Source organism: Guyparkeria halophila (assembly GCF_034479635.1).
Lineage (GTDB): Bacteria > Pseudomonadota > Gammaproteobacteria > Halothiobacillales > Halothiobacillaceae > Guyparkeria > Guyparkeria halophila.
In genome coordinates this window covers 816,179-837,789 of record NZ_CP140153.1, presented here as the reverse complement: position 1 = coordinate 837,789, position 21,611 = coordinate 816,179, and the positions used below count along the sequence as shown (strand labels likewise).

At 66.1% G+C, this 21,611-nt stretch carries 18 protein-coding genes and 1 tRNA gene; 8 read left to right on the top strand and 11 right to left on the bottom strand.

Annotated elements, in window-relative coordinates:
* Positions 1–143 precede the first annotated feature (143 nt).
* A complete protein-coding gene (locus tag SR882_RS03895) occupies positions 144–377 on the top strand; it encodes a DUF2789 domain-containing protein (RefSeq protein ID WP_322522038.1) in 234 nt (77 codons plus the stop codon).
* Positions 377–1,000 (top strand): hypothetical protein, encoded by a 624-nt coding sequence (locus SR882_RS03890; protein ID WP_322522037.1) that lies wholly within the window; start codon positions 377–379, stop codon positions 998–1,000. The genes SR882_RS03895 and SR882_RS03890 overlap by 1 nt, the downstream gene beginning before the upstream one ends.
* Here the strand turns inward: SR882_RS03890 and SR882_RS03885 are convergent.
* Positions 994–2,205, bottom strand: a complete 1,212-nt coding sequence (locus SR882_RS03885) for a MalY/PatB family protein (RefSeq protein ID WP_322522036.1) — start codon at positions 2,203–2,205, stop codon at positions 994–996. The two genes, SR882_RS03890 and SR882_RS03885, sit on opposite strands and share 7 nt — an antisense overlap.
* Positions 2,206–2,236: 31 nt before the next feature.
* The gene (gene ovoA, locus SR882_RS03880) at positions 2,237–4,381 is read right to left on the bottom strand and encodes a 5-histidylcysteine sulfoxide synthase (protein ID WP_322522035.1); all 2,145 of its coding nucleotides are present in this window, start codon (positions 4,379–4,381) and stop codon (positions 2,237–2,239) included.
* 365 nt (positions 4,382–4,746) lie between these two features.
* On the opposite strand from ovoA, the gene SR882_RS03875 reads away from it, so the two are divergent.
* Both SR882_RS03875 and SR882_RS03870 read left to right on the top strand, forming a co-directional pair.
* On the top strand, positions 4,747–5,202 hold the full coding sequence (locus tag SR882_RS03875) for a methyltransferase family protein (RefSeq protein ID WP_322522034.1): 456 nt from the start codon (positions 4,747–4,749) through the stop codon (positions 5,200–5,202).
* Between the two features lie 264 nt (positions 5,203–5,466).
* On the top strand, positions 5,467–9,480 hold the full coding sequence (locus SR882_RS03870; protein ID WP_322522033.1) for a bifunctional diguanylate cyclase/phosphodiesterase: 4,014 nt from the start codon (positions 5,467–5,469) through the stop codon (positions 9,478–9,480).
* Between the two features lie 87 nt (positions 9,481–9,567).
* Here the strand turns inward: SR882_RS03870 and SR882_RS03865 are convergent.
* The 7 genes from SR882_RS03865 to SR882_RS03835 all read right to left on the bottom strand — a co-directional run bounded on the left by SR882_RS03865 (position 9,568) and on the right by SR882_RS03835 (position 15,270).
* Positions 9,568–9,644 (bottom strand) — tRNA-Arg (locus SR882_RS03865).
* A gap of 82 nt (positions 9,645–9,726) precedes the next feature.
* Entirely contained in the window at positions 9,727–11,382 is a 1,656-nt protein-coding gene (gene pgm, locus SR882_RS03860; RefSeq protein ID WP_322522032.1) for a phosphoglucomutase (alpha-D-glucose-1,6-bisphosphate-dependent), read from the bottom strand.
* A 134-nt stretch (positions 11,383–11,516) separates the two neighbouring features.
* A complete protein-coding gene (locus SR882_RS03855; protein ID WP_322522031.1) occupies positions 11,517–12,482 on the bottom strand; it encodes a bifunctional enoyl-CoA hydratase/phosphate acetyltransferase in 966 nt (321 codons plus the stop codon).
* A 51-nt stretch (positions 12,483–12,533) separates the two neighbouring features.
* Complete coding sequence (scpB, locus tag SR882_RS03850) at positions 12,534–13,142, bottom strand: SMC-Scp complex subunit ScpB (protein WP_322522030.1); 609 nt, start codon at positions 13,140–13,142, stop codon at positions 12,534–12,536.
* Positions 13,139–13,999 carry a segregation and condensation protein A gene (locus tag SR882_RS03845; RefSeq protein WP_322522029.1) on the bottom strand — a complete coding sequence of 287 codons (861 nt, stop codon included), beginning with the start codon at positions 13,997–13,999 and terminating at the stop codon, positions 13,139–13,141. Before SR882_RS03845 ends, scpB begins: the two co-directional genes overlap by 4 nt.
* Positions 13,989–14,645: a site-2 protease family protein gene (locus tag SR882_RS03840; RefSeq protein WP_322522028.1), complete on the bottom strand. Its 657-nt coding sequence runs from the start codon at positions 14,643–14,645 to the stop codon at positions 13,989–13,991. The genes SR882_RS03845 and SR882_RS03840 overlap by 11 nt, the downstream gene beginning before the upstream one ends.
* A 7-nt stretch (positions 14,646–14,652) precedes the next feature.
* Positions 14,653–15,270, bottom strand: a complete 618-nt coding sequence (locus tag SR882_RS03835; protein ID WP_322522382.1) for an L-threonylcarbamoyladenylate synthase — start codon at positions 15,268–15,270, stop codon at positions 14,653–14,655.
* Positions 15,271–15,455: 185 nt separating this feature from the next.
* On the opposite strand from SR882_RS03835, the gene SR882_RS03830 reads away from it, so the two are divergent.
* From SR882_RS03830 to SR882_RS03815, 4 genes are all read left to right on the top strand, one after another.
* The gene (locus tag SR882_RS03830) at positions 15,456–16,034 is read left to right on the top strand and encodes a septation protein A (RefSeq protein WP_322522027.1); all 579 of its coding nucleotides are present in this window, start codon (positions 15,456–15,458) and stop codon (positions 16,032–16,034) included.
* A 34-nt stretch (positions 16,035–16,068) separates the two neighbouring features.
* The gene (locus tag SR882_RS03825) at positions 16,069–16,374 is read left to right on the top strand and encodes a YciI family protein (protein ID WP_322522026.1); all 306 of its coding nucleotides are present in this window, start codon (positions 16,069–16,071) and stop codon (positions 16,372–16,374) included.
* 74 nt (positions 16,375–16,448) lie between these two features.
* A complete protein-coding gene (locus SR882_RS03820; RefSeq protein ID WP_322522025.1) occupies positions 16,449–17,501 on the top strand; it encodes a peptidylprolyl isomerase in 1,053 nt (350 codons plus the stop codon).
* A 41-nt stretch (positions 17,502–17,542) separates the two neighbouring features.
* On the top strand, positions 17,543–18,031 hold the full coding sequence (locus tag SR882_RS03815; RefSeq protein WP_322522024.1) for a Crp/Fnr family transcriptional regulator: 489 nt from the start codon (positions 17,543–17,545) through the stop codon (positions 18,029–18,031).
* Positions 18,032–18,131: 100 nt separating this feature from the next.
* Here SR882_RS03815 and SR882_RS03810 read toward each other — a convergent pair whose 3' ends face one another.
* Both SR882_RS03810 and pnp read right to left on the bottom strand, forming a co-directional pair.
* Entirely contained in the window at positions 18,132–19,403 is a 1,272-nt protein-coding gene (locus SR882_RS03810) for an EAL and HDOD domain-containing protein (protein WP_322522023.1), read from the bottom strand.
* Between the two features lie 76 nt (positions 19,404–19,479).
* On the bottom strand, positions 19,480–21,564 hold the full coding sequence (pnp, locus tag SR882_RS03805) for a polyribonucleotide nucleotidyltransferase (protein ID WP_322522022.1): 2,085 nt from the start codon (positions 21,562–21,564) through the stop codon (positions 19,480–19,482).
* Between the last annotated feature and the right edge of the window lie 47 nt (positions 21,565–21,611).

Here is a 21,611-nt window from a genome sequence, read left to right as displayed (position 1 = left end):
GGATGATCTGCTCCGGGCAAAAGGGAGGAGTATAGACGTGGCTTTCAGGCTCGGAAAAAGCGACTAGAATCGGGGCGAGAGCCCAGAGCATCCACACGGAAATCCACACGCGAGTCCGGCACCAGCCCGACGGAGGAGATCGCATGCAGCCACCGTTTCACCCCCTGAGTGAACTGTTCGAACAACTCGGCCTGGACGCGGGCGAGGAAGACATCGAGGCATTCATCGATCGCCACTCCCCCCTGCCGAGCGAGGTGGCACTGAGCGACGCGCCGTTCTGGAACGAGAACCAGCGCCGCTTCCTGCGCGAATCGCTGGCCGAAGACGCCGACTGGGCCGAGGCCGTCGATCACCTCGATGCCCGACTGCGCGACTGATGCCGGCGACTAAACGGCGGTTCGCCATCGGCGGACTGCTCGCGGCCACTCTCCTGCTTTCGGCCTGCGGCCCGCATTACCCGCTCGGCATCCCGGAAGAGCAGTGGGTTCGCATGGATGCCGATGCCCAGCAGCAAGCGCGTCTCAAACAGGCGGAAGTCGATCGGGCTCAGGCCGAGGCGCGCCGACAGGAAGCCCAGGCACGTCAGGCCGAGGCCACCGCCCGCGCCGCCGAGCTATCGCATGCCCGCGCCACCGCCGGACCCGGCGAACGAGTCCAGTGCGTGCTGGATCGCACCGAGCTCCATTACGGCGGCAAATGGCGGCGTAGCGAACCCGTCGGGCTCGATCTGGTGGCGGGGATGCCACTCGAATTCGAACTGCGGCGGCAGGATGGCGATTATCGAGCTCGCACCGGCATGGCTTACTTTGACGGCATGGAAATCCGCCTATGCCCGAACCACGCCCGAAACGATTGTGCCCGGCTGGTCGCCACGCAAGGCGAGCTGCGCCGGGGCACCAGCCGGCAGGTCGCGAGCCCCGACTTCCTGCGCGGTCGACTGCACTGCGAACTGACACTCGATCCGAGTCATCCCGACTGGGATCGGCGTCGGCATTACTGAGAAAACACCCGAACCGCGGCCTGGCGCAGCTGGGCCATGGCCCGATCCATCACCCGCGTCGGCGTGGCCAGATTGATGCGCATGTAACCACGCCCGGCCTCGCCGAAGATGATCCCCTGGCTCAGACCCAGCCCCGCCTCGTCGATAAAGAACCGTTGCAGGGCCCGGTCTTCGGGGTCGGCCGCGGCATCCGATAGCCCCATCCCCCGGCAATCCAGCCACAAGAGATAGGTCGCCTCCGGCCACATCGGCTCGATCGGCAGATCACTGACCGCCTCGATCACCCGGTCGCGATTGACGGCGATATGCGCCATGAGTTCGTCGGGCCAGTGGGTGCCGTGGGTATAGGCGGCCTTCAAGGCGGTCAGACCGAACACCGACCCCTCGCCCAGGTGCATGCCGCGACGTTCGCGATCGAAACGCTCGCGGATGGCGGCATCCGGGATCACGGCATAGCCACCGCCGATCCCGGCGGTGTTGAAGGTCTTGCCCGGCGCGGTGACCGTGAACCAGCGACAGCCGGCCGCATCGGCGACTCGGGCGAACGGCGTGTGCCGGATGCCCGGGTAAGTCAGGTCCATGTGGATCTCGTCACTCATCACCATCACGCCGTGGCGGGCGCAGATGGCCACGACCTGCTCCAGCTCCCGTGCATCCCAGGCCCGGCCGCCGGGGTTGTGCGGGTTGCACAACAGCAGCATCTCCGCCTCGCGCGCCTGGGCCTCCAGCGCCGCGAAATCCATCACGTAGCGCCGGCCACCGTCGGCTGATGCCTGCTCGACCAGCGGGTTCTCCACCAGTTCGCGCCCCTGGTCGCGCACCACCTGGAAGAACGGGAAATACACCGGCGGCTGGATGATCACCCGCGCCCCGGGCGTGGTGAACGCACGGATGGCCATCGCCATCGCCGGCACCACGCCGGGCACGGGCACGATCGTCTCGGGGCCGACGTGCCAGTCGTGCTGGCCGGCAAGCCAGCCGGTGATCGCACTGAGGTGCTCGGCGGTGGGCTTGGCATAGCCGAAGGCCCCGTCGGCCAGCCGTGCGGCCAGCGCCTGGGTAACGAAGTCCGGCGCGGGGAAGTCCATATCGGCCACCCACAAGGGGATGACGTCCTCGCGGCCGAAGATCTCGGCGCGCCGGTCGTACTTCTCGCAACCCGAGCCGGGGTACTGGGCCAGCCGGGTGAAGTCGGTCTGGCTCATGCCTGCCTTGCTCACGTCTCGGCTCACCGGCTCACCCCTTCCTGGCCCAGACAGTCACCTGGCTGACCGTATGCTGGAAGCGACGGGCCGTGTCGCGGATGACGAATGGGATATCCGCCGGCTCACCCACCAGCTCGAAGTTGGGCTCGAGGCGCTTGATCAGGGTGTCCAGCGTGGAGACCGGCCGACCATTCTCGACGTACCCGCCCAGCCAGCGCTCGCGCGGCGTCACCTCCTCGAGCCAGGTGTAGGGCGAGGCCAGTACCAGCAGTCCGCCGGCGTTGATGCGCCGGGCGATGTCGTCGAGGAACTTGCCCGGATCGTAGAGCCGGTCGATCAGATTGCCGGCCAGCACCAGGTCGTAGCCGCTGAAGTGCGGCTTCATGTTGCAGGCATCCTGCTGCCAGAAGTCGATGTTGTCGCGCGGCTCGAGACCGAGCGCGGCCAGCGAGGCGGCGCGGTCCTCGGTCAGCTCGCCCTCGGTGGGCAGCGCGTAGGCGATCTGGCCATCGTCGAGCATCGCCTGGGCGATCTGGACGAAGCGCGCCGAGAAATCCAGCCCGGTGACCGACTCGAAGTGCGGCGCGAGCTCGAAGGTCGCGCGTCCCGTGGCACAGCCTATGTCGAGCGCCGCGCCGTGGTGGCGTCCCTCCATCTGGCGCAGGGCGTACTCGGCCAGTGCCCGCGGGAAGTTGGCCACGCCAAAGTACGAGCGGCCGTAGTGGAAGTCGCAGTACTGCGCCAGCTGGGCGTCGGTCTCGTAGTAGCTCTCCTCCCTGGAGGCCGGCGGGCGCACCGGCTCGCCCTCGACGTAGCGGAAACCGGCGTGCTGGAAGAAGTGCCGGCGGAAGGCGTAGCGCGCGTCGCGGGTGGCCTCGTTGCCGGTCGAGATCCACGAGCCGCCCTTGATCAGGTTGTGCCGGTTGTCGAAGGTCGGCACCGAGAAGTCGTCGTAGATCGGGTGCGGCTCGAAGCCCTCGAAGGCATCGATGGGCGTCTCGGTCCACTGCCAGACGTTGCCGATCACGTCATGGAAGTCGCCCTGCTTGAAACGGTCGACCGGGCAGGCCGAGGCCCAGTACTCGAGGTTGATGTTGCCCGGGGCCCGCTCGCCCCACTCGGGTTCGTCCGGTACGCCGGCGACCTGACGAAGGCGCTCGTACTCGGGCTCGGTCGGCAAGCGGATGGACTTGCCGGTGATCTCGGACAGCCAGTTGCAGAAGGCCTTGGCCTCGAGGTAGTTGACGTCCACCGGCCAGTCCCACGGCATGTCGATCTCGCAGGTCATGGCCCGGTAGCCCCAAGAGTCGCCTTGGGAGCCGCCGCGCGGCACCCAGAAGATCGGGTGGGCGGCGCCGCGGAAGTCGAGCCAGCGACGGCCCTCCTCGGTCCACCACTCGGGCGTCTCGTAGCCGCCGGCCTCGACGAAGGCCAGGAACTCGGCGTTGGACACCTGCATGCGGCCGGCCTTGAAGGCATCCACCCGGGTCGACAGGTGGCCATACTCGTTGTCCCAGCCGTACAGCGGCGCATCGTGCGACTTGCCCTGCACCACCGTGCCACCGGCCACCTCGAGCAGCTCGTTGACCGGCGCCTCGGCCGGGGTCGCCGCGGCCGCATCGCAGATCGGCCAGTCGTCGTGCGGTCGGACCCATTCGAGGTCGAGCTGGCGGATCAGCACCGAGGAGGTCTCCAGGTGGATGCGCTCGTGCTCGATGCCCATGAAGATCGACCAGGTCGGATGATCCTCCCAGCGCACCGGCGGGGTCCAGTCGAGCTCGGAGATCAACTGGTCGACGCGCTCACGCACCTTGCGGCGGTACTCGCGTACCCGCTCGACCGACGGCCAGTCGTAATGGTCGTCGTTGAGGTCGTCCCAGCTCATCTCGTCGACGCCGATAGCGAACATGCCCTCCAGCGTCGGGTCGATGCGCGTGGTCGCCTTCGCGGTGACCAGCTTGTTGATGTAGAAGGTCGCCGGGTGACCGAAGTAGAAGATCAGCGGATGGCGCAGCGGCTCGGGCCGCTCGTAGAAGGCCTGGTCGTCGGTGAGCACCTCGAACAGCTTTTCGTAGGTATCCATGGTGCGGTGGAAATACGCACGCACCGCTTCGCGCTTGCTCTCGGCATCCGTCCCGGTCAGCAGGACCGAGCGGCTCTTGAGTCTGGACAACATGGCGATCCTCTTCATTACGGCACGTTTTCGGCAGTGATTGTCGCCCCCACGCGCCCGCGGCCGGCAGCGGGGGAATCACAGTCGGGGAAGGTCCGACCGAATCTGGTATCAACTTTAGGCCATGCTCCGCGGCGGATAAACCAAACCCCTTCCGGCGGGCCGCCAAGGGCCCGTCTGCGGCGTCGCGCGGTCCGTCCCCGGACTCGCCCTTCGTGCCGACTTGCATCTACCCGATCGGTGTCGTGCCGATCCGATCCCGCCTTGCCTCTGGACCCTTGGCGGTCCCGCAGAGACGCTATCGAATCGTGCAGAGTTTCCCTAGACTGCGAAAACACACGTTCCCAATCCGCAGTAAAAGGCCAGCCATGCTTACCAAGCTGATTCCCCCGCCCGTTGCCCTGCTGATCGGTATCGCCCTCGTCTACGCCTTGTCGGTGGCTTGGCCAGCCGCTGCGCTCGATGGCACCTGGCTGACCTGGCTCGCCGGCCTGCTCTTCCTTGCCGGCGGCGTGCTGATGCTGGCCGCGCTGGTCTCGCTGTGGCAGGCGCATACCACCATCAACCCGATCCACCCCGAACGCACCCGCCATCTGGTCACCAGCGGCATCTACCGTTTCAGTCGCAACCCGATCTACCTGGGCGATGCGCTGCTGCTGGCGGGGGTGGTCAGCTGGTTCGGCCACCCGGGCGGGCTTGTCGTGATTGGCGCGTTCGTCTGGTTTATTGATCGTTTCCAGATCCGCGGCGAAGAGCGGGCCCTGACCCAGCGGTTCGGCGCCGGTTATTCCGCTTACCGCGCCCGTACCCGACGTTGGCTCTAATCCTGTATCCGCGGGCAGGTGGGCGGGGACATGGCCCGCCCGAAGGCGGCCTTGGGTCATCGCCCCGGGTTAGCGGGGACATTTCAACCGCCAGGCTGCGGCTGATGCCATCTCGGGTGAATAACCCACCAAGAAACTTTGATTTGTGCGCAAGCCGATAAACCATTAGCGTGGCTCAACATTGGCAGCGTACCGGCCGCGTCGGACGGGAAAGTGATTGCCAATGATTGGCCCACACAACCACCGGTGCATCCACAGGCCCCGATGACGCCCGCCGCTGACAGTCCATTGCTGACCAAGTCCTACCTGCTGATGGTGGTCGCTGCGTGCCTGGCGATCGGCACGATGGGCCTGCTCACGCCGCTACTGATCTCTGATCCGGGTCCGCTGGGTCTGCCACTGCTCCGCGAGAGCGCCCTGGCGGCCTTGCTGGCCGGCCTCGGGCTCGGCGCGCACCTGCAGGGGTGGCGCATGCTGCACACGGCCGCCGGGGGGACCCTCCTCCTGCTGGTCGGCTATAGCCTCGCCGTCAATGGCATCCACCCCCCCGCCACCATGGATGGCCCTCACAAGGGCCTTGGGCATCTCTCCATCGAAGCGGCCCTGCTGCTGGCCGCGATCGCGATCGGCCTGATAATCCCCGGCCGTTCGCGTCTGGCGCGGCGCCCCTGGCGCTGGATCGGCACGTTAATGCTGTTTCTCGGCGTGATCTCGATACTGTGGATGCTCTGGGGCCACACACCGTGGTTACAATTCCAGTCGACGACCGCCTGGGTGGCGGTGCTGTTCACCCTGTTTTTCGGTGGGGCGATGCTGCTCGCCAGCCGATTGCGTCGTGGTGACCTCAAGGAGCTGGGCACGTTGGCCGTGGCGGCGGGGTTGGTAGGCTCGCTGCTCGCCGCGCTGGCGTGGTACCAGCTCTCCTTGCTGCACAACCGCGACCTGCAGGCAATCGGCGATGCCCAGCTCGACCAGGTGGAAACCGTCAGCCAACAGGTGCTCACCGCCCACGTGACGACGCTGGGGCGCCTGGCCGAACGCTGGCAACTGATCGGCCGCTTGCCCACGGCCGAATCCATCCGTGAACGCGAGGCAGCGACCTACCTGCGCGATATGGAGAGCCTGCAGGTGCTCGCCATGCTGGATGACCAACAGCAGGCGGTATGGCAGTCCAGCCGGGGGCCCGGCGGCAACGAACTGCTCGCCCGGTTGCTTTCACAGCCGGGCACACGGGAATGGCTTTCCCAGGCCCGACCGTCGCCACGGCTGCTGTTGCTGGCCGACACCCCATCTCGTGGCAGCAGCACCAGCCTCGTCGCCGTACCCATGACCAATCCGCAACGGCGCGAGCAACAATTCCTCGCCCTGCTCGATTTCAACCGGCTGCTCGACAACGCCATGCGGCCCCATCTCCAACCCATTGCCGTGCACCTCGATTTCATCGACGGCGCCCACATCGAAATCTACAGCGACCCAACCCACCACGACCACCGGGCCATGCTCGCCCAGCGGGAATTGACCCTGCCGTTCGGCCCGACCCTGACCGCCACGAGCTATCTCGAGGATGACCAGCAGCCGGCGATCGCTGCCATGCTGCCATCGGCGGTGACCCTGATCGCCCTCGCGGTCACGTACCTCGTGGTGCTGCTACTCGCGCTGGGGCAGAGCCGACTGACGCAGACCCGCCGATTGACGACGGCCCGCCGCGAGCTGGAATCCCAGCAGATCATCCAGCAGATGATCCTGCACTCCGAGTCGCTCGAGCACACGCTGGTCTCGGTGTGCGAACTGATGGAGGAGCACGATCCCGATTCGCGCTGCTCGATCATGCTCAGCGACGAGGCCGGTGAGAACCTGCACCTGGCCGCCGCCCCCAGCCTCAGCACGACGTATCGGGCGGCAATGACCATGATCCCGATCACCGACATTGGTGCCTGCGGCGCGGCCGCCCACCACAAGGAACCGGCATTCACGGAAGACATTGCCCGGGATGCGCGCTGGACCGGCTTTGCCGAACTGGCGATCGAGAATGGGCTGCGCTCCTGCTGGTCCTACCCCCTGCTGGCTTCCGATGGCCGGGTACTCGGCACCTTCGCCAGCTATCGGGATCGGCCCGGTGTGCCGTCCGAGGCCCATCGACGCCAGATCGCCCGCGCGGCGGATCTGGTTTCGCTTGCCATCGAGCGCCATCACGATCGCGCCGCCCTGGAGGAAAACGAGCAACGCTATCGCTCGCTGTTCGCCTACAACCCGGATGCGGTGTTCTCGCTGGACAGCCAGGGGCGGCTGCGCACCTTCAATCACGCCACCGAGACCATGCTGGCCCACTGTCAGGATGAGCTCTCGGGGCAATCGCTGATCGAGTTGATCGACTCGACCGAGCGGGACGCCATCCAGCGAGCGATCGAACGCACCCTGCGCGGACGGACCCAGGTGGCCGAGCTGACGGTAACGCACGACGACACCAGCCGGCACGAATTCGACGTCACCTTCCTGCCGATGGTGATCAACGGCCGAATCGAAGCCGCCTACGGCATTGCCAAGGAAGTGACGATCCGCAAACGCCAGGAACGGCGCCTGCGCACTCTTGAACGCAGCGTCGAGGCGAGCATTCACGGCGTGGTCATCGCCGATGCGAAAGCACCCGACCTGCCGATCGTCTACACCAACGCCGCCTTCACCCAGATCACGGGCTACCGTGCCGACGAGGCGCTCGGGCGCAACTGCCGCTTCCTTCAGGGGGAGCAAACCGATCCGGCAGCGATCGAGGAGATCCGCCACGCTTTATCCGCTCGACAGCCGGTGCGCGTACTGCTGCGCAACTACCGCAAGGACGGCAGCCAGTTCTGGAACGAACTGCACATCTCACCGGTCGAGGACGAACGCGGCGAGATCACCCACTTCGTCGGCCTGCAGAACGACGTCTCCGCCCACAAGTCCTACGAGGCACAACTGGCCTTCAATGCCACCCACGACGCCCTGACCGGGCTGGGCAATCGCAGCCTGTTCGAGGACCGTCTGCGACACACCATCGAACTCTCGCGCCGACGTGCCACCCGCGTAGCAGTGCTGTTCATCGACCTCGACGAGTTCAAGCCGATCAACGACAGCCTCGGCCACGCCGTGGGCGACAAGATCCTGATCGAGGTGGCCCGCCGGCTCGAGGAACAGATGCGCGCCGAGGACACCCTGGCACGCTTCGGTGGCGACGAGTTTGTCGCCCTGCTCGCCGATATCGACGGTGAAGACGAGGCACTGCTGGTCGCCGAGCGCTTGTTGCCGGAAGTCAGCCGCCCCTACCGCATCGACGAGCACGAGCTGTACCTGAGCGCGAGCATCGGCATCACGATCAGCGAACCGGGCATGGAGAGCCCGCTGTCCCTGATCCAGCAGGCCGACATGGCCATGTATCGGGCCAAGCAGCAGGGGCGCAATACCTGCCAGATCTTCAATGAGGAGATCGACAGCCAGGTGCGCCACCGGGTGGGGCTGCGCAATGACCTGCAGGAAGCGCTGGAGCACGGCGACTTCCAGGTCTTCTACCAGCCGTTGGTCCTGGGCGAGGAGCGCTGCATCGCCGGGCTCGAGGCGCTACTGCGCTGGCATCACCCCACCCACGGCTGGATTTCGCCGGCCACGTTCATTCCGCTCGCCGAGGAAACCGGCCAGATCATCCCGCTGAGCGAATGGGTACTGGAGCGTGCCTGCCGCGACATGAAGACCCTGGTCGACCACGGCATGGACGATGGCCGCGTGGCCATCAACCTATCGCCAATCCAGTTCAATCGGCCCAATTTCCTCGCCACCATCCGGCGGATGCTCGAACTCAGCGGCCTGCCGGCCAGTCGGCTCGAGCTCGAGCTGACCGAGGGCATCCTGATGAACGAGACCGAGGCGGCCATCGAGACCCTGCACCAATTGCGCGACAGCACCATCAGCGTGTCGATCGACGATTTCGGCACCGGGTTTTCCAGCCTGAGCTACCTCAAGCACCTGCCGATCGACAAGATCAAGATCGACCGCAGTTTCATCCAGGGCGTGGAGCACAGCGCCGATGATGCCGCGATCGTTCAGGGGGTCATCTCCATGGCCCACCACCTAGGCATCAAGGTGGTCGCCGAGGGGATCGAGACCGAGGCCCAGCGCGACATCCTGGTCGGCTGGGGCTGCGACATACTGCAGGGCTACCTGTTCGCTCGGCCGATGCCGCTCGACGAACTCACCACCTGCCTGCGTCACAACCGTCAGATCGCTGCCCATCTAAACTCGGCGACTTGATCGGGGCGACGCCGCACCCACACGAAAAACGCCCCCGCAGCGATGCTTGCGGGGGCGTTTTTCGTGGCAATGCGAAATTACCGTATCTGGTGCGCCCGACAGGATTCGAACCTGTGACCTTCGGCTTCGGAGGCCGACACTCTATCCAGCTGAGCTACGGGCGCGTTGCTGATGAAGGCGACCTCACCAGGCAAGGGCGGCATGATAGCGGCTTGGCCGCGTCACGTCCATGGGCCGCCCGACTTCCTACCCGTTTAATGCCTCACCGACGACCTGCTCGGCCTGGGCGAAGATTTCCTCGAGGTGACCGGGATCCCGGAAGCTCTCTGCGTAAATCTTGTAGATCGGCTCGGTGCCCGACGGGCGAGCGGCAAACCAGCCATTGGCCGTCTCCACCTTGAGACCGCCGATCGGCGCCTCGTTGCCCGGGGCGCGGGTACGAACGCCGGTGACCGACTCGCCGGCCAGCCGGTCGATGGCGAGTTGATTCGGATCGAGTGCCTTGAAGCGCTCCTTCTGCTCGGCGCTCAACGCGGCATCGCGGCGGGCGTAGAACGGCTGGCCGTAGCGGTCGATCAAGCGATTGAAGCGCGCCCAGACGTCCTCTCCGGTCACCGCGAGGATCTCGGCGGCCAACAGCCCCATGGTCAACCCGTCCTTGTCGGTGTTCCAGACCTCGCCGTTGCGCGCCAGGAAGGTCGCGCCAGCCGACTCCTCGCCGCCGAAGCCCAGCCAGCCGTCCGTCAGGCCCGGCTGGAACCACTTGATGCCCACCGGCGTCTCGTAGACCTCACGGCCCAGCCCGCCGGCGACGCGATCGATCATCGAGCTCGACACGATCGTCTTGCCCACCTTGAGATCACCGCGCCAGTCGGGCCGATGGCCAAACAGGTAGTCGATCGAGACCGAGAGGAAATGGTTGGGATTGATCAGTCCGCCCTCGGGGCTGACGATGCCGTGGCGGTCGGCATCGGTGTCGTTGCCGAACGCCACGTCGAAACCATCCTTGATCTTCAACAGACCCGCCATCGCGTACGGCGAGGAGCAATCCATGCGGATCTTGCCGTCGTGGTCCAGCGGGATGAAACGAAAATCGGGCTCGACCTGGCGATTGACGACGGTCAGGTCGAGGCCGTAGTGCTCGGCAATCGGCTCCCAGTACGGCAGACCCGCCCCACCCATCGGGTCGACGCCGATCGAGACACCGGCCCGGGCGATCGCCTGCATGTCCACGACCGTATCGAGGGCCTCGACGTAGGGGCGAATGAAATCCACCCCCTGGGCCGCACCGCTCTTGATCGCCCGGTCGAACGGCTGGCGAGAGATGGCCTGCCAATTGGCCAGCAACTCGTTGGCACGACGCTCGATCCAGCCGGTCGCCCCGGTGTCCGCGGGGCCGCCATGCGGCGGGTTGTACTTGAAACCACCATCACCCGGCGGGTTGTGCGAGGGGGTCAGGATGATGCCGTCGCAACGCGCCCCGCCCCGGCCACCTTGGCCCCCTTGACGATTGGCGGCGATGATCGCCTGCGAGATCACCGGTGTGGGGGTGGGCGCATTGTCGTGCTGATAGCGGAACGGCACGCCGGCAGCCGCCAGCACCTCGACACAGGTCATGAACGCCGGCCAGGCCAACGCATGCGTGTCGAAACCGATCAGGATCGGCCCACCGATGCCCTCGGCCTTGCGATACTCGACCAATGCGGCGGTCACGGCGGCAATGTGCGCTTCGTTGAACGAGCCGGTCAGACTCGAGCCGCGATGCCCCGAGGTGCCGAAGGAAATGCGTTGCGACGGCTCCTCCACCAGCGGTTCGCCCTGGTAGTAGGCACTGATCAGACGCGGCACGTCGACGAGAAAGTCACGGGGCGGGGTCTGGCCGGCTAGTTCGTGCAATGGCATGGATGAGAAGTCCTTCGGCTGAACGTTTGTTGACGTCGTGAAACGTTAAAGCGACTGAAACGGCTGGGTTCCAGGTCGTTGGTCCCCGGCTCCGGTGGCCGTGAGTCCAATGCCGGGGCGAAATCGATCCGGCCTCAATGAGCGGGATGACCGCAGCTGCCGGACTCCAACGGCGGCAACGGGTCGACCTGCGCCTGGCGATGCGCGGCCACGCGGGCCAGCGCCAGCGAGGCGATCCGCACCGCCTCGGGGTCGGCCCGCGAGGTGAGCACCACCGGCACGCAGGCGCCCATGACGATGCCGGCAAAACGTGCCCCGGCCAGATACTCGAGATCCTTGTAGAGGATATTGCCTGAGACCAGATCCGGAACCAACAGAATGTCGGCGTGCCCCGCCACCGGGCTGATCAGGCCCTTGATCCGCGCCGATTCGGCCGAGATCGCGGTGTCGAAGGCCAACGGCCCGTCGATCTGCGCATGGGCAATCTGGCCTCGCTCGCCCATCTTGGCCAGACAGGCGGCATCCAGGGTCGAGGGGATGGCCGGATTGACCATCTCGATGGCCGACAGTGCCGCTACCCGGGCCCGTTTGTTGCCCAGCCACCAAGTCAGGTTGACCGCATTCTGGAGGATCTCGGCCTTGGCGCGCACGTCCGGCTGGATATTGATCACCGCATCCGTGATGAACAGCAGCTTGTGGTAGCTGGCCATCTCGGCCATGAAGACGTGCGAGATACGCGGGCCGCGCCGCAGTTCGCGGATAATCGGCCGCAGAAAAACATCGCTGTGAATCGCCCCCTTCATCAGCAGACCCACCCGGCCAGACTCGACGGCATCGACCGCCGCTCTCGCGGTCTGTTCCGGCCCGAGTGCGTCGATGACGGGGTAGGCCACGCCCTGTTCGGCCATCAGAGCCTCGATGCGCGCGCCTCGACCGATCAGCACCGGCTCGATCAGGCCGGCCTCGGTAGCATGCCGGGCGGCCTCGACAATATGCGGCTCATCGGCCCCGACCACCGCCGTCGGCGCTGGCGGCAGCGCGCGTGCCTGTTCAAGCAGCTGATCGAGACTGCGGATTTCATCGGGGGAATGCGACATCATGATCTCTTCCTGTCGGTGCCGGCACGCCGGTAGTCGACCGGAAACAACGGCTCACACATCGATATCGTCCTGGCCGGCAAACCGCTCGAAATCGGGCAGATCCGCCAGCGAATTCAGACCGAAATCGTTGAGAAAATTGCGCGTGGTCCCCAGCATCTCGGGCCGGCCCGGGCTGTCCTTGACACCAAGGCTGCGCACCCAGCCCCGTTCGGCCAGTTGCTTGAGGATCTGCGGATTCACCGCCACCCCGCGGGACGCCTCGATCTCGCCGCGGGTGATCGGTTGGCGCCAGGCGATCAAGGCCAGCGTCTCCAGTGCCGCACGGCTGAGCTTCGGCACCCGCCCCGGATCGCCGGCCTTGAGGTACGGCGCGACGGCCGCGGTGGCGACCAGGTGCCAGACGCGACGCCCGCCGATCTCGCGAGTGCTCAGCTCGATGAAACGATGCGATTCCCAGCGCCCGGCCACCTGCGCGAGTGCGGCCTCGAGCAACTCGGGCGCCGTTTCCTGCCCCACCATGGCACCCAGCGCCTCCAGCGACAGGGGCTCGTCGACCGTCAGCAGCAACGCCTCGACCAGTTCGACCAGGCCTTCCGGCGGCTCGCTGCCCGACGGCGCGGGCGGTTCGGCACGATCCCCAGGGGGCAGCCTATCGGTCATCGGGGCATCTCCTCTTCAACGGCCGGCTCGGGGGTTGTCCCGGCCAGGCGAAACAAGGTCACGGGCCCGAAGGGGTGTTCCTGCGACCAGTCGAGCGCGTGGGTGCGCGCGAGCTCCAGCACGGCCACGGTGGTCACCGCGACCCCCATGCGCCCCTCCTCGGGGTGAAACACGTCGGCCAGATCGCAGCTCGCCCGATCCGCCAGCGCATCGAGGATGTCGGTCATCCGCTGGCGGATGCTCAGCCCCTCGGCACGCACGTGGTGGGCACGACGCACGCTGCCCTCGCGCAGCAGCCCGTTCATCGCCGCGACCAACCCGGCAAGATCCGCCGGCACCGGCGGGGCCGGCAGGTGCTCGGGTGGCTCGACGGAGAGCGCGAACCAGTCGCGCCCTCGCCGCGGCTGCTCGTCGAGCAGCCCCGCGGCTCGAGTGGTGCGCTCGTACTCGAGCAGGCGCTCGACCAGTTCGGCACGCGGGTCGAGCGGCTCCTCCTCGTCGTCATCACGCGGTTCGGGCGGCAGGAGCATGCGCGACTTGATCTCGGCCAACCAGGCGGCCATCAGCAGGTACTCGGCCGCCAGCTCGATCGCCATCGATTTCATCAGGGCGAGGTAGTCGAGGTACTGCTCGGTGACCCGGGCGACGGGGATCTCGAGGATGTCGATGTTGTGCTTGCGGATCAGGTAGAGCAAGAGATCCAGGGGCCCCTCGAACTGCTCCAACCAGATGGCCAGTGCATCGGCCGGGATGTAGAGATCCAGCGGCAACTGCTCGAGCGGCTGGCCGGACACCCGCGGCGTGGCATCGACCCAGCGGCGTGAATCGCTGGCCGGCATGTGACCTTCAGAGGACATGGATCAAGGCGTTGAACCAGCCGAGCAGCGTGCCCATGATCGGCAGCAGGATCGCCGAGAGCACCCCGCTGACCAGGAGTACCACCACGATCGGCAGCCCCCAAGCCTCGAGGCGGGACAACCGGTCGCCCCAGCTCGCCGGCAGCACGGCCACCAGCATCCGCCCGCCGTCCAGCGGCAGGATGGGCAACAGGTTGAACACGGCGAGTATCAGGTTGATGAAGATCCCCACCTGCCCCATCAGGGCCAGTGCCTCGGCAAAGCGCATGCCGCCGTCGAGGCCCTTCAAGGCCAGCACGGTGACCAGCGCCCAGCCGAGCGCCATCAGGATATTGACCCCGGGGCCGGCCGCCGCGACCAGGAACATGCCGCGACGCGGGTTGCGCAGCCGCGCGGCATTGATGGGCACCGGCTTGGCCCAGCCGAAGACGAACGGGGTAAACAGGTACATCAGCAGTGGCACGACGAGCGTGCCCAGCCAGTCGATGTGGGGGATCGGGTTGAGCGTCAGCCGCCCGGCCCGCTTGGCGGTGGGGTCGCCCAGCGCGTTGGCGACATAACCGTGCGCTGCCTCGTGCACGGTCACCGCCAGCAGGATCGGCAGGATGCCGATCGCGATCTTCTGCAGGAACGAAAGCTCCAGCACGTCCGGCTCAGTCCGCCAGTTCGGGCGGCACGCCGCCGAGCCCTTCGCGCTGGACGTCGAAGTCGTCGCCGGTCAGGTCGAGCACCGTGCCGGGAATCTGTTCGAGAAAGCCCGCGCCGGCGACCAGGTCGACCTGGTTGGTCACCGCGGTCGGGAAGAGCTCCGGATCGTCCAGTGGTTCGTCGAGGTCGGGAATCACCAGCGAGGCACTCAGGATCGGTGCATCCAGGGCCTCGAGGATGGCGCGCAGGACCACGTGCGAAGGCACCCGCAGGCCGATCGAGCGCTTCTTCTCGTGCTGCAATCGCCGCGGGACCTCGCGCGTCGCCGGCAGGATGAAGGTGTAGGGGCCGGGAATGTGGTTCTTGAGAAAACGGAACTGGACATTGTCTACCTTGGCATAGACACCCAGCTCGGATAGATCGCGCACCGACAGGGTCATATGGTGGATACCGTCGTCACGCCGGATCTGCCCGATGCGCTCGATCGCGTTCTTGTCCTCCAGGCGGCAGGCGAGCGCATAGCCCGAGTCGGTCGGGACGACCACGATCTGCCCGCGGGCAATCGCGTCGGCGGCCTGCTTGGCCAGTCGCGGCTGGGGGGTCTCGGGATGGATGTCGAGCATTCTGGTCATGGCTGACCCTCGTGGCGTCGGATGGCAGTGGTGGCGAACCCGGATTAAGGGCTGGGCGGCGGGTGGCCAAACGGCACGCTCCCCGCGCCCTCACGCCCATGTTAGTGTACTGCAAGCGGCCGCGGGCACGTCCTGCCGGCCTCGATTCCAGGGCCCTTAACGTTACGCGAGACACGATGAAATTCCTGTTCGATTTCTTCCCTATCCTGCTGTTCTTCGGTGCCTACCACCTGGAGGGCATCTATGTCGCCACCGCGGTGGCCATGGTGGCCTCGGTGGTACAGATCGCCGCCGGTTGGCTGATGTGGCGCAAGGTCGAGCGGATGCACTGGGTCTCGGCCGGGTTGATCGTGCTGTTCGGCGGCATGACGCTGATCCTGCACAACCCGCTGTTCATCATGTGGAAGCCCACTATCCTCAACTGGCTGTTCGCGCTGGTCTTTCTCGGCAGCGCGTTCATCGGCAAGAAACCGCTGGTCCAGCGGATGATGGAACATGTCATTCAGGTCCCCAGGGCCATCTGGCATCGCGTCAACTGGGCATGGGTGGCTTTCTTCGTGATTTCCGGCGTGGCCAACATCCTGGTCGCCTACCAGTTTTCCGAGGCGTTCTGGGTCAACTTCAAGCTGTTCGGCTTGATGGGCATGACCTTCGTGTTCATGATCCTGCAGGGGCTCTACCTCGGCCTGTACGCCGAACGCCCGGCCGAGGTCCAGGCGGACACCGGCCCGCAGGATAGTGACGAACGCCCCTGATCGCTCCCTGACGGCAACGGAGGACGCACCGCCGATGCAATGGTTTATGATCGTGGCCAATGACGTGGCCGACAGCGCCCCGCTGCGGGCAACGCACCGCGACGCCCACCGCGCACGCATCGAATCGATGACCAGCGAGGGTCGCATCCTCACCGCCGGCCCGCTGCCGATCGATCCTGGCGATCCCGATCGGGGGCTCTCGGGCAGCCTGATCGTCGCGGCCTTCGAAAGCCTGGATGCGGCTCGCGCCTGGGCGGAGGCGGACCCGTTTCACGCCGGCGGGGTCTACGCCTCGGTCGATGTCCGACCCTACAAGCCGATTTTCGGTGCCACCGGCTAGCACCGGGCGGCGCCACCCAAACAGACCGTCCCCAGACAAACAACGAACCAAGCCAAGAAACCAAAGGACCCCTCATGGATAGCAACCCGACCATCGATCGCGTCCCTCACCGTCGCCACCGCCTGGCGATTGCCCTCGGTGCGGGACTGTTGCTAAGCGCCGGCGCGATGACCGGCTGCAGTGACGACCGCCCGCAGTCTGCCGAAAAGACACCGCTGGGCCAGCAGAGCGCCCCGTCGGGCTCGTTCGCCACCATTGAAGGCGGCGAGGTGATCGCCCGCATCAACGGCTCCCCGCTCTACCGCGAGAACCTGGAGGTGGTGAAGGAGAACCTGGGCGCCGAGGTGCCCGAGGATCGCCTGGTCAGCCGCATGGTCGAACTGCGCCTGCTGGCCAACCGCGCCCGGGAGCAAGGCCTCGACAGCGATCCGCGCACCCAGGCGCGCGTCCAGAACGCGATCGACAACCAGCTCGCCAACGCCTATCTCATGAACTTCATGACCGAGATGGAACTGAGCGAAGCGGATGTCGAGGCGGCCTATGAGCGCGAAATGGAGGCCCTGGGCGAAGAGACCCAGTACCGCGCCATGCACATCCTGGTCGAGGACGAAGAAACCGCGCGCGAACTGATCGCGGAGCTCGACGAGGGTGGCGACTTCGGCGAACTGGCCCGGCAGCACTCCAAGGACACCGGTTCGGGCGAGGCTGGCGGCGATCTGGGCTGGTTCTCCCTCGACCAGATGGTCGAACCGTTCGCCGAGGCCGTCGGCGCCCTGGAACCGGGGCAACGGGCGGAGGAGCCGGTCGAAACGCGGTTTGGCTGGCACATCGTGCAGGTCGAGGAAACCCGGCCGATGCCCAAGCCGACGCTCGACCAGATGCGTCCGGAACTGGAGGATCAGGCCCGGCGTGAGGCCATCAACGACATGATCGCCGAGCTGCGGGAATCGGCCAATGTCGAGATTCTCACCACCGACGTACGGTCCATGGTCGAGCGCGACGGCAACGAGGCCCAGCCGGGCGATGAGACCGGCGCCGGCGAGGCGGACTCGGACGAGGCCGAGACCACCGCGGACGATGCCAACATGGGCAACCTCCCGGCCGAGCCGCTCAAGGCCATGCCCTGAAGCGGGCCACGCCCATCCGTCAAACGGCAACAGGAAAGACCATGACGAAACAAGTCGTAAACGGCGAGGAGCTCAAGCAGACCGCGCTGGGCAAGGAACTCAACGATGATCAGTGCCGCCTGCTCGCCAACGTGTGCACGCGTCGCGCGATAGCCAATGGCGAGATCCTGTTCGAGGAAGGTCACAGCAGCGATACGCTGTTCGTCGTCGTCCAGGGGCGGTTCGCGGTCAGCCGTGATACCGGCCGCGGATTCTCCGACACGCTGCACCTGCTCGAAACCGGGCAACTGGCGGGCGAGTCGGGCTTTCTCGATGGCACACCGCATAGCGCGACCCTGCGCGCCGTCGGTGACGCCCACGTGGTCATGCTCGACCGGGCCCATCTCGAGTCGTTGCTGGTCGACCATCCGATCCTGGTCTACAAGGTGATGCGCGCGATCGTGCACAGCGTGCGCGAGATCATCCGGCGCATGAACCGTCAGCACAGCGAACTGTTGAGCTACATCAACCCGAGCATCGGCCGGTTCTGAGCCCGCCGGATACCCCCGGATACTCGGAGACAAAAAGGGCCGTGATCCGACGATCACGGCCCTTTTTCTTGATGCGAAGCGAACTCTGCGCGGCTGGCTGTCAGGGGCCGCCGAGCGACTCCCGCAATGCCTCATCCCACCGCACGGCATCGAGATAGCAGTTGGGAGCCACCTCGTTGAGCGACGAGACCGCGGTCTCGCCATCGGCCTCGAGCCATTGGCCCTTCTCGTAGAAACGGACGTACTCGAGCAATTCCCCGAGACTGCCCTGCCCCTCCAACAACGCCTTGGCAATGTCGTCGGTCAGCGGCAGCTCCTCGATCAACTGCGCGAGTGGCTGGTTGTAGAAGGCATCGAGATTGGAGAACAGCCCGACCAGGAAGGCGGTCGGCGGATTCGCCAGCCGACTCTGCGCGGCCAGCAGCTCGGCAAAGCGCGCCCGGATCATGGTGTTGTGGATCAGGGCTGGCGGCTTGCCATCCACGCCCGTTAGCGCGGACAGGTAAACCAAGCTACGCACGGCCTTGAGCCCCAGCAGACGCACCGCCTCCTCGACCGAGTCGACCTGTCGACGCAGGCCGATGGCGGCCGAGTTGACCAACCGCAACAACCGGTAGCTCAGGGCCAGATCGGTGTTGATGCGCTCGACGATCTCGCCCAGCGAGGCCTCATCGTCCTGAAGGAGGATCAACAGCCCCATCAGGTTCGCCTTGGAGGCGCGCACGGTCGGACGCACCACCATCTCCGGGCGGGAGACGAAATGACCCTGGAAGTAATCCACCCCGGCCTCGCGCAGGCGGTCGTAGACGTCCCACTCCTCGACCTTCTCGGCAATGACCTTGAGGCCCGCCTCGCGGGCGCCCGGCAGCGCCGCGATGATCCGGTCCACCCCCACCTCCAGCACGTCGAACTTGACGTAGTGGCACTCGCCCACGCAGGGCTTGGCAATCGATTCGGGCGAGAAGTCATCCAGGGCGACGCGATACCCGGCCTTCTTCAGGCGCTTGATGGCCTCGGCGGTCCGTTCATCGCAATCGATCGTCTCGAGGACTTCCAGGACGACCGAGGGAGCGACGATGCCCTCCAGCACGTCACTGAAGAGCATCTTGCTGGGCACATTGATGAAGGCCTGCTTGCCTCCGACCAGGCTATCGAGACCGATCTCGCTCAGGGCATTGAGTACGGTCGATGCCGTGGCCTGGTTCGAATTGCCGATCCGCGCCACCTGGTCGGCATCCGCCGCCCGGTAGAGCAGTTCGTAACCGATGGTGTTGAGATCGGCGTCGACGATCGGCTGACGTGCAAGACGCACCGACTGGACGATCCGCTGGACCGCCTCGTCATTGGATGGATGGTGTTCGGCCGTTGTCATGGCATGTAGCAGCTCGCTGGATGGTCAGCCGACGGATTGGCAGTCGGGCAGAAACCCCAGCATAACCGCCTTCGTTCTATCGGGGGAATCGCATGGACAGGCGCAGCCGCCCCTGCCGGTCGACTTCGAGCAGCTTGACGTCAACCTCGTCACCCTCGTTGACCACGTCGGTGACCTTCTCGACCCGGGTATCCGCCATCTCCGAGATGTGCAGCAGGCCGTCCTTGCCGGGGGCGATGTTGACGAAGGCGCCGAAGTCCTTAATGCCGACGACCTTGCCGTGGTAGACCTTGCCCACCTCAAGCTCCGCGGTCAGCTCCTCGACGCGGCGACGGGCCTCTTCGGCGGCCTCGCCGTTGGGCGCGGCAATCGTGACCAGGCCATCCTCGCTGATGTCGATCTGGGTTTCCGTCTCCTTGGTCAGGGCCTGGATGGTCGAGCCGCCCTTGCCGATCAGATCGCCCTTGCGTTCCGGGTTGATCCGCACGGTGATGAACCGTGGCGCGTGCGACGACAGATCGGTGCGTGCCTCGGCCAGCGCCTCGTTCATGCAGCCGAGAATGTGGGTCCGGCCGGCACGCGCCTCGCGCAGGGCCTCCTCCATGATCTCGCGATTGATACCCTCGATCTTGATGTCCATCTGCAGGGCGTTCACGCCATCGGCCGTGCCCGCCACCTTGAAGTCCATGTCGCCGAGGTGATCCTCGTCACCGAGGATGTCGGTCAGCACGACGAACTCGTCGCCCTCCTTGATCAGGCCCATGGCGATCCCGGCCACCGGCGACTTCATCGGCACGCCGGCATCCATCATGGCAAGCGAGGCACCGCAGACGGAGGCCATCGAGGACGACCCGTTGGACTCGGTGATCTCGGAGACGACCCGGATGGTGTACGGGAACTCCTCGGCCGGCGGCAGCGCGGCCATCACACCCCGACGGGCCAGGTTGCCGTGGCCGATTTCACGGCGCTTGGGCATGCCGAAACGGCCGGTCTCGCCCACACAGAACGGCGGGAAGTTGTAATGGAACAGGAACGGTTCCTTGCGCTCACCCCCCACCGCATCGATCATCTGGGCGTCGCGTGCGGTCCCCAGCGTGGTGACCACCATCGCCTGGGTCTCGCCGCGGGTGAACAGCGCCGAGCCGTGGGCACGCGGCAGAAAGCCGGTGCGGATGCTGATGGGTCGCACCGTGCGGGTATCGCGCCCGTCGATACGCGGCTTGCCGGCGATGATGTCACCGCGGACCACGTCGGACTCGATGCCCTTCACCAGTCCATCGACCGTCTTCTCGGTAACCGGCGGTTCGGCCGTCTCGTCGACGAAACGCTCACGGATCTCGCCGCGCAACTGCCCCAGACGCCCACCGCGCTCGGCCTTGTCGGCGATCTGGTAGGCCGACTCGATCTCGGCGCGGAAGGCGGACTCGATCTCGGCGGCCAGCGACGAGTTGTCCACCGGCGGGGTCCACTCCATGGTTGGGCGCCCCGCCTCCGCGGCCAGGGCCTCGATCGCCTTGATCGCCGCATGCATCTGCTCATGGCCGAACATCACCGCATCGAGCATGACGTCCTCGGGGAGCTGATCGGCCTGGGACTCGACCATCAGCACGGCCTTGTCCGTGCCGGCCACCACCAGATCCAGGCGTGACTCGGTCAGTTGCGCGGGGCTCGGGTTGAGCACGAACTCGCCGTCGATGTGACCGACTCGCGCGGCGCCGATGGGACCGGCAAACGGCGCACCGGACAGCGACAGCGCGGCCGAGGCGCCGATCAGTGCCGGGATCTCGGAGTCGACCTCGGGATCGAGCGACAACACCTGGGCGATAACCTGCGTCTCATGGGTGAAGCCCTTGGCAAACAGCGGGCGTACCGGCCGGTCGATCAGGCGCGCGACCAGCGTTTCACCCTCGGTCGAGCGGCCCTCGCGACGAAAGAAGCTGCCCGGTACCCGCCCGGCGGCGTAAAACTTTTCCTGGTACTCGATCGTCAGGGGCAGGAAATCCTTGGACGGGTCCGTGGTCGACGCGACCACGGCAGTCACCAGGACCACAGTCTCGCCCATGGTGACCATGACCGCCCCGCTGGCCTGCCGGGCGATTTCGCCGGTCTCCAGGGTGACGGTGTGTTGCCCGTACTCGAAGGATTGCTTGCTGACTGCCACGGTTGGCTCCTGCACTGACTGATTGAAAGAGGGGCACCTTGGCCCAC

Bases quoted from the DNA above. Each gene is read 5' to 3' on its own strand.
- SR882_RS03895 (WP_322522038.1), top strand. From the start codon at position 144: ATGCAGCCACCGTTTCACCCCCTGAGTGAACTGTTCGAACAACTCGGC.
- SR882_RS03890 (WP_322522037.1), top strand. From the start codon at position 377: ATGCCGGCGACTAAACGGCGGTTCGCCATCGGCGGACTGCTCGCGGCC.
- SR882_RS03885 (WP_322522036.1), bottom strand. From the start codon at position 2,205: ATGAGCCAGACCGACTTCACCCGGCTGGCCCAGTACCCCGGCTCGGGT.
- ovoA (WP_322522035.1), bottom strand. From the start codon at position 4,381: ATGTTGTCCAGACTCAAGAGCCGCTCGGTCCTGCTGACCGGGACGGAT.
- SR882_RS03875 (WP_322522034.1), top strand. From the start codon at position 4,747: ATGCTTACCAAGCTGATTCCCCCGCCCGTTGCCCTGCTGATCGGTATC.
- SR882_RS03870 (WP_322522033.1), top strand. From the start codon at position 5,467: ATGACGCCCGCCGCTGACAGTCCATTGCTGACCAAGTCCTACCTGCTG.
- pgm (WP_322522032.1), bottom strand. From the start codon at position 11,382: ATGCCATTGCACGAACTAGCCGGCCAGACCCCGCCCCGTGACTTTCTC.
- SR882_RS03855 (WP_322522031.1), bottom strand. From the start codon at position 12,482: ATGATGTCGCATTCCCCCGATGAAATCCGCAGTCTCGATCAGCTGCTT.
- scpB (WP_322522030.1), bottom strand. From the start codon at position 13,142: ATGACCGATAGGCTGCCCCCTGGGGATCGTGCCGAACCGCCCGCGCCG.
- SR882_RS03845 (WP_322522029.1), bottom strand. From the start codon at position 13,999: ATGTCCTCTGAAGGTCACATGCCGGCCAGCGATTCACGCCGCTGGGTC.
- SR882_RS03835 (WP_322522382.1), bottom strand. From the start codon at position 15,270: ATGCTCGACATCCATCCCGAGACCCCCCAGCCGCGACTGGCCAAGCAG.
- SR882_RS03830 (WP_322522027.1), top strand. From the start codon at position 15,456: ATGAAATTCCTGTTCGATTTCTTCCCTATCCTGCTGTTCTTCGGTGCC.
- SR882_RS03825 (WP_322522026.1), top strand. From the start codon at position 16,069: ATGCAATGGTTTATGATCGTGGCCAATGACGTGGCCGACAGCGCCCCG.
- SR882_RS03820 (WP_322522025.1), top strand. From the start codon at position 16,449: ATGGATAGCAACCCGACCATCGATCGCGTCCCTCACCGTCGCCACCGC.
- SR882_RS03815 (WP_322522024.1), top strand. From the start codon at position 17,543: ATGACGAAACAAGTCGTAAACGGCGAGGAGCTCAAGCAGACCGCGCTG.
- SR882_RS03810 (WP_322522023.1), bottom strand. From the start codon at position 19,403: ATGACAACGGCCGAACACCATCCATCCAATGACGAGGCGGTCCAGCGG.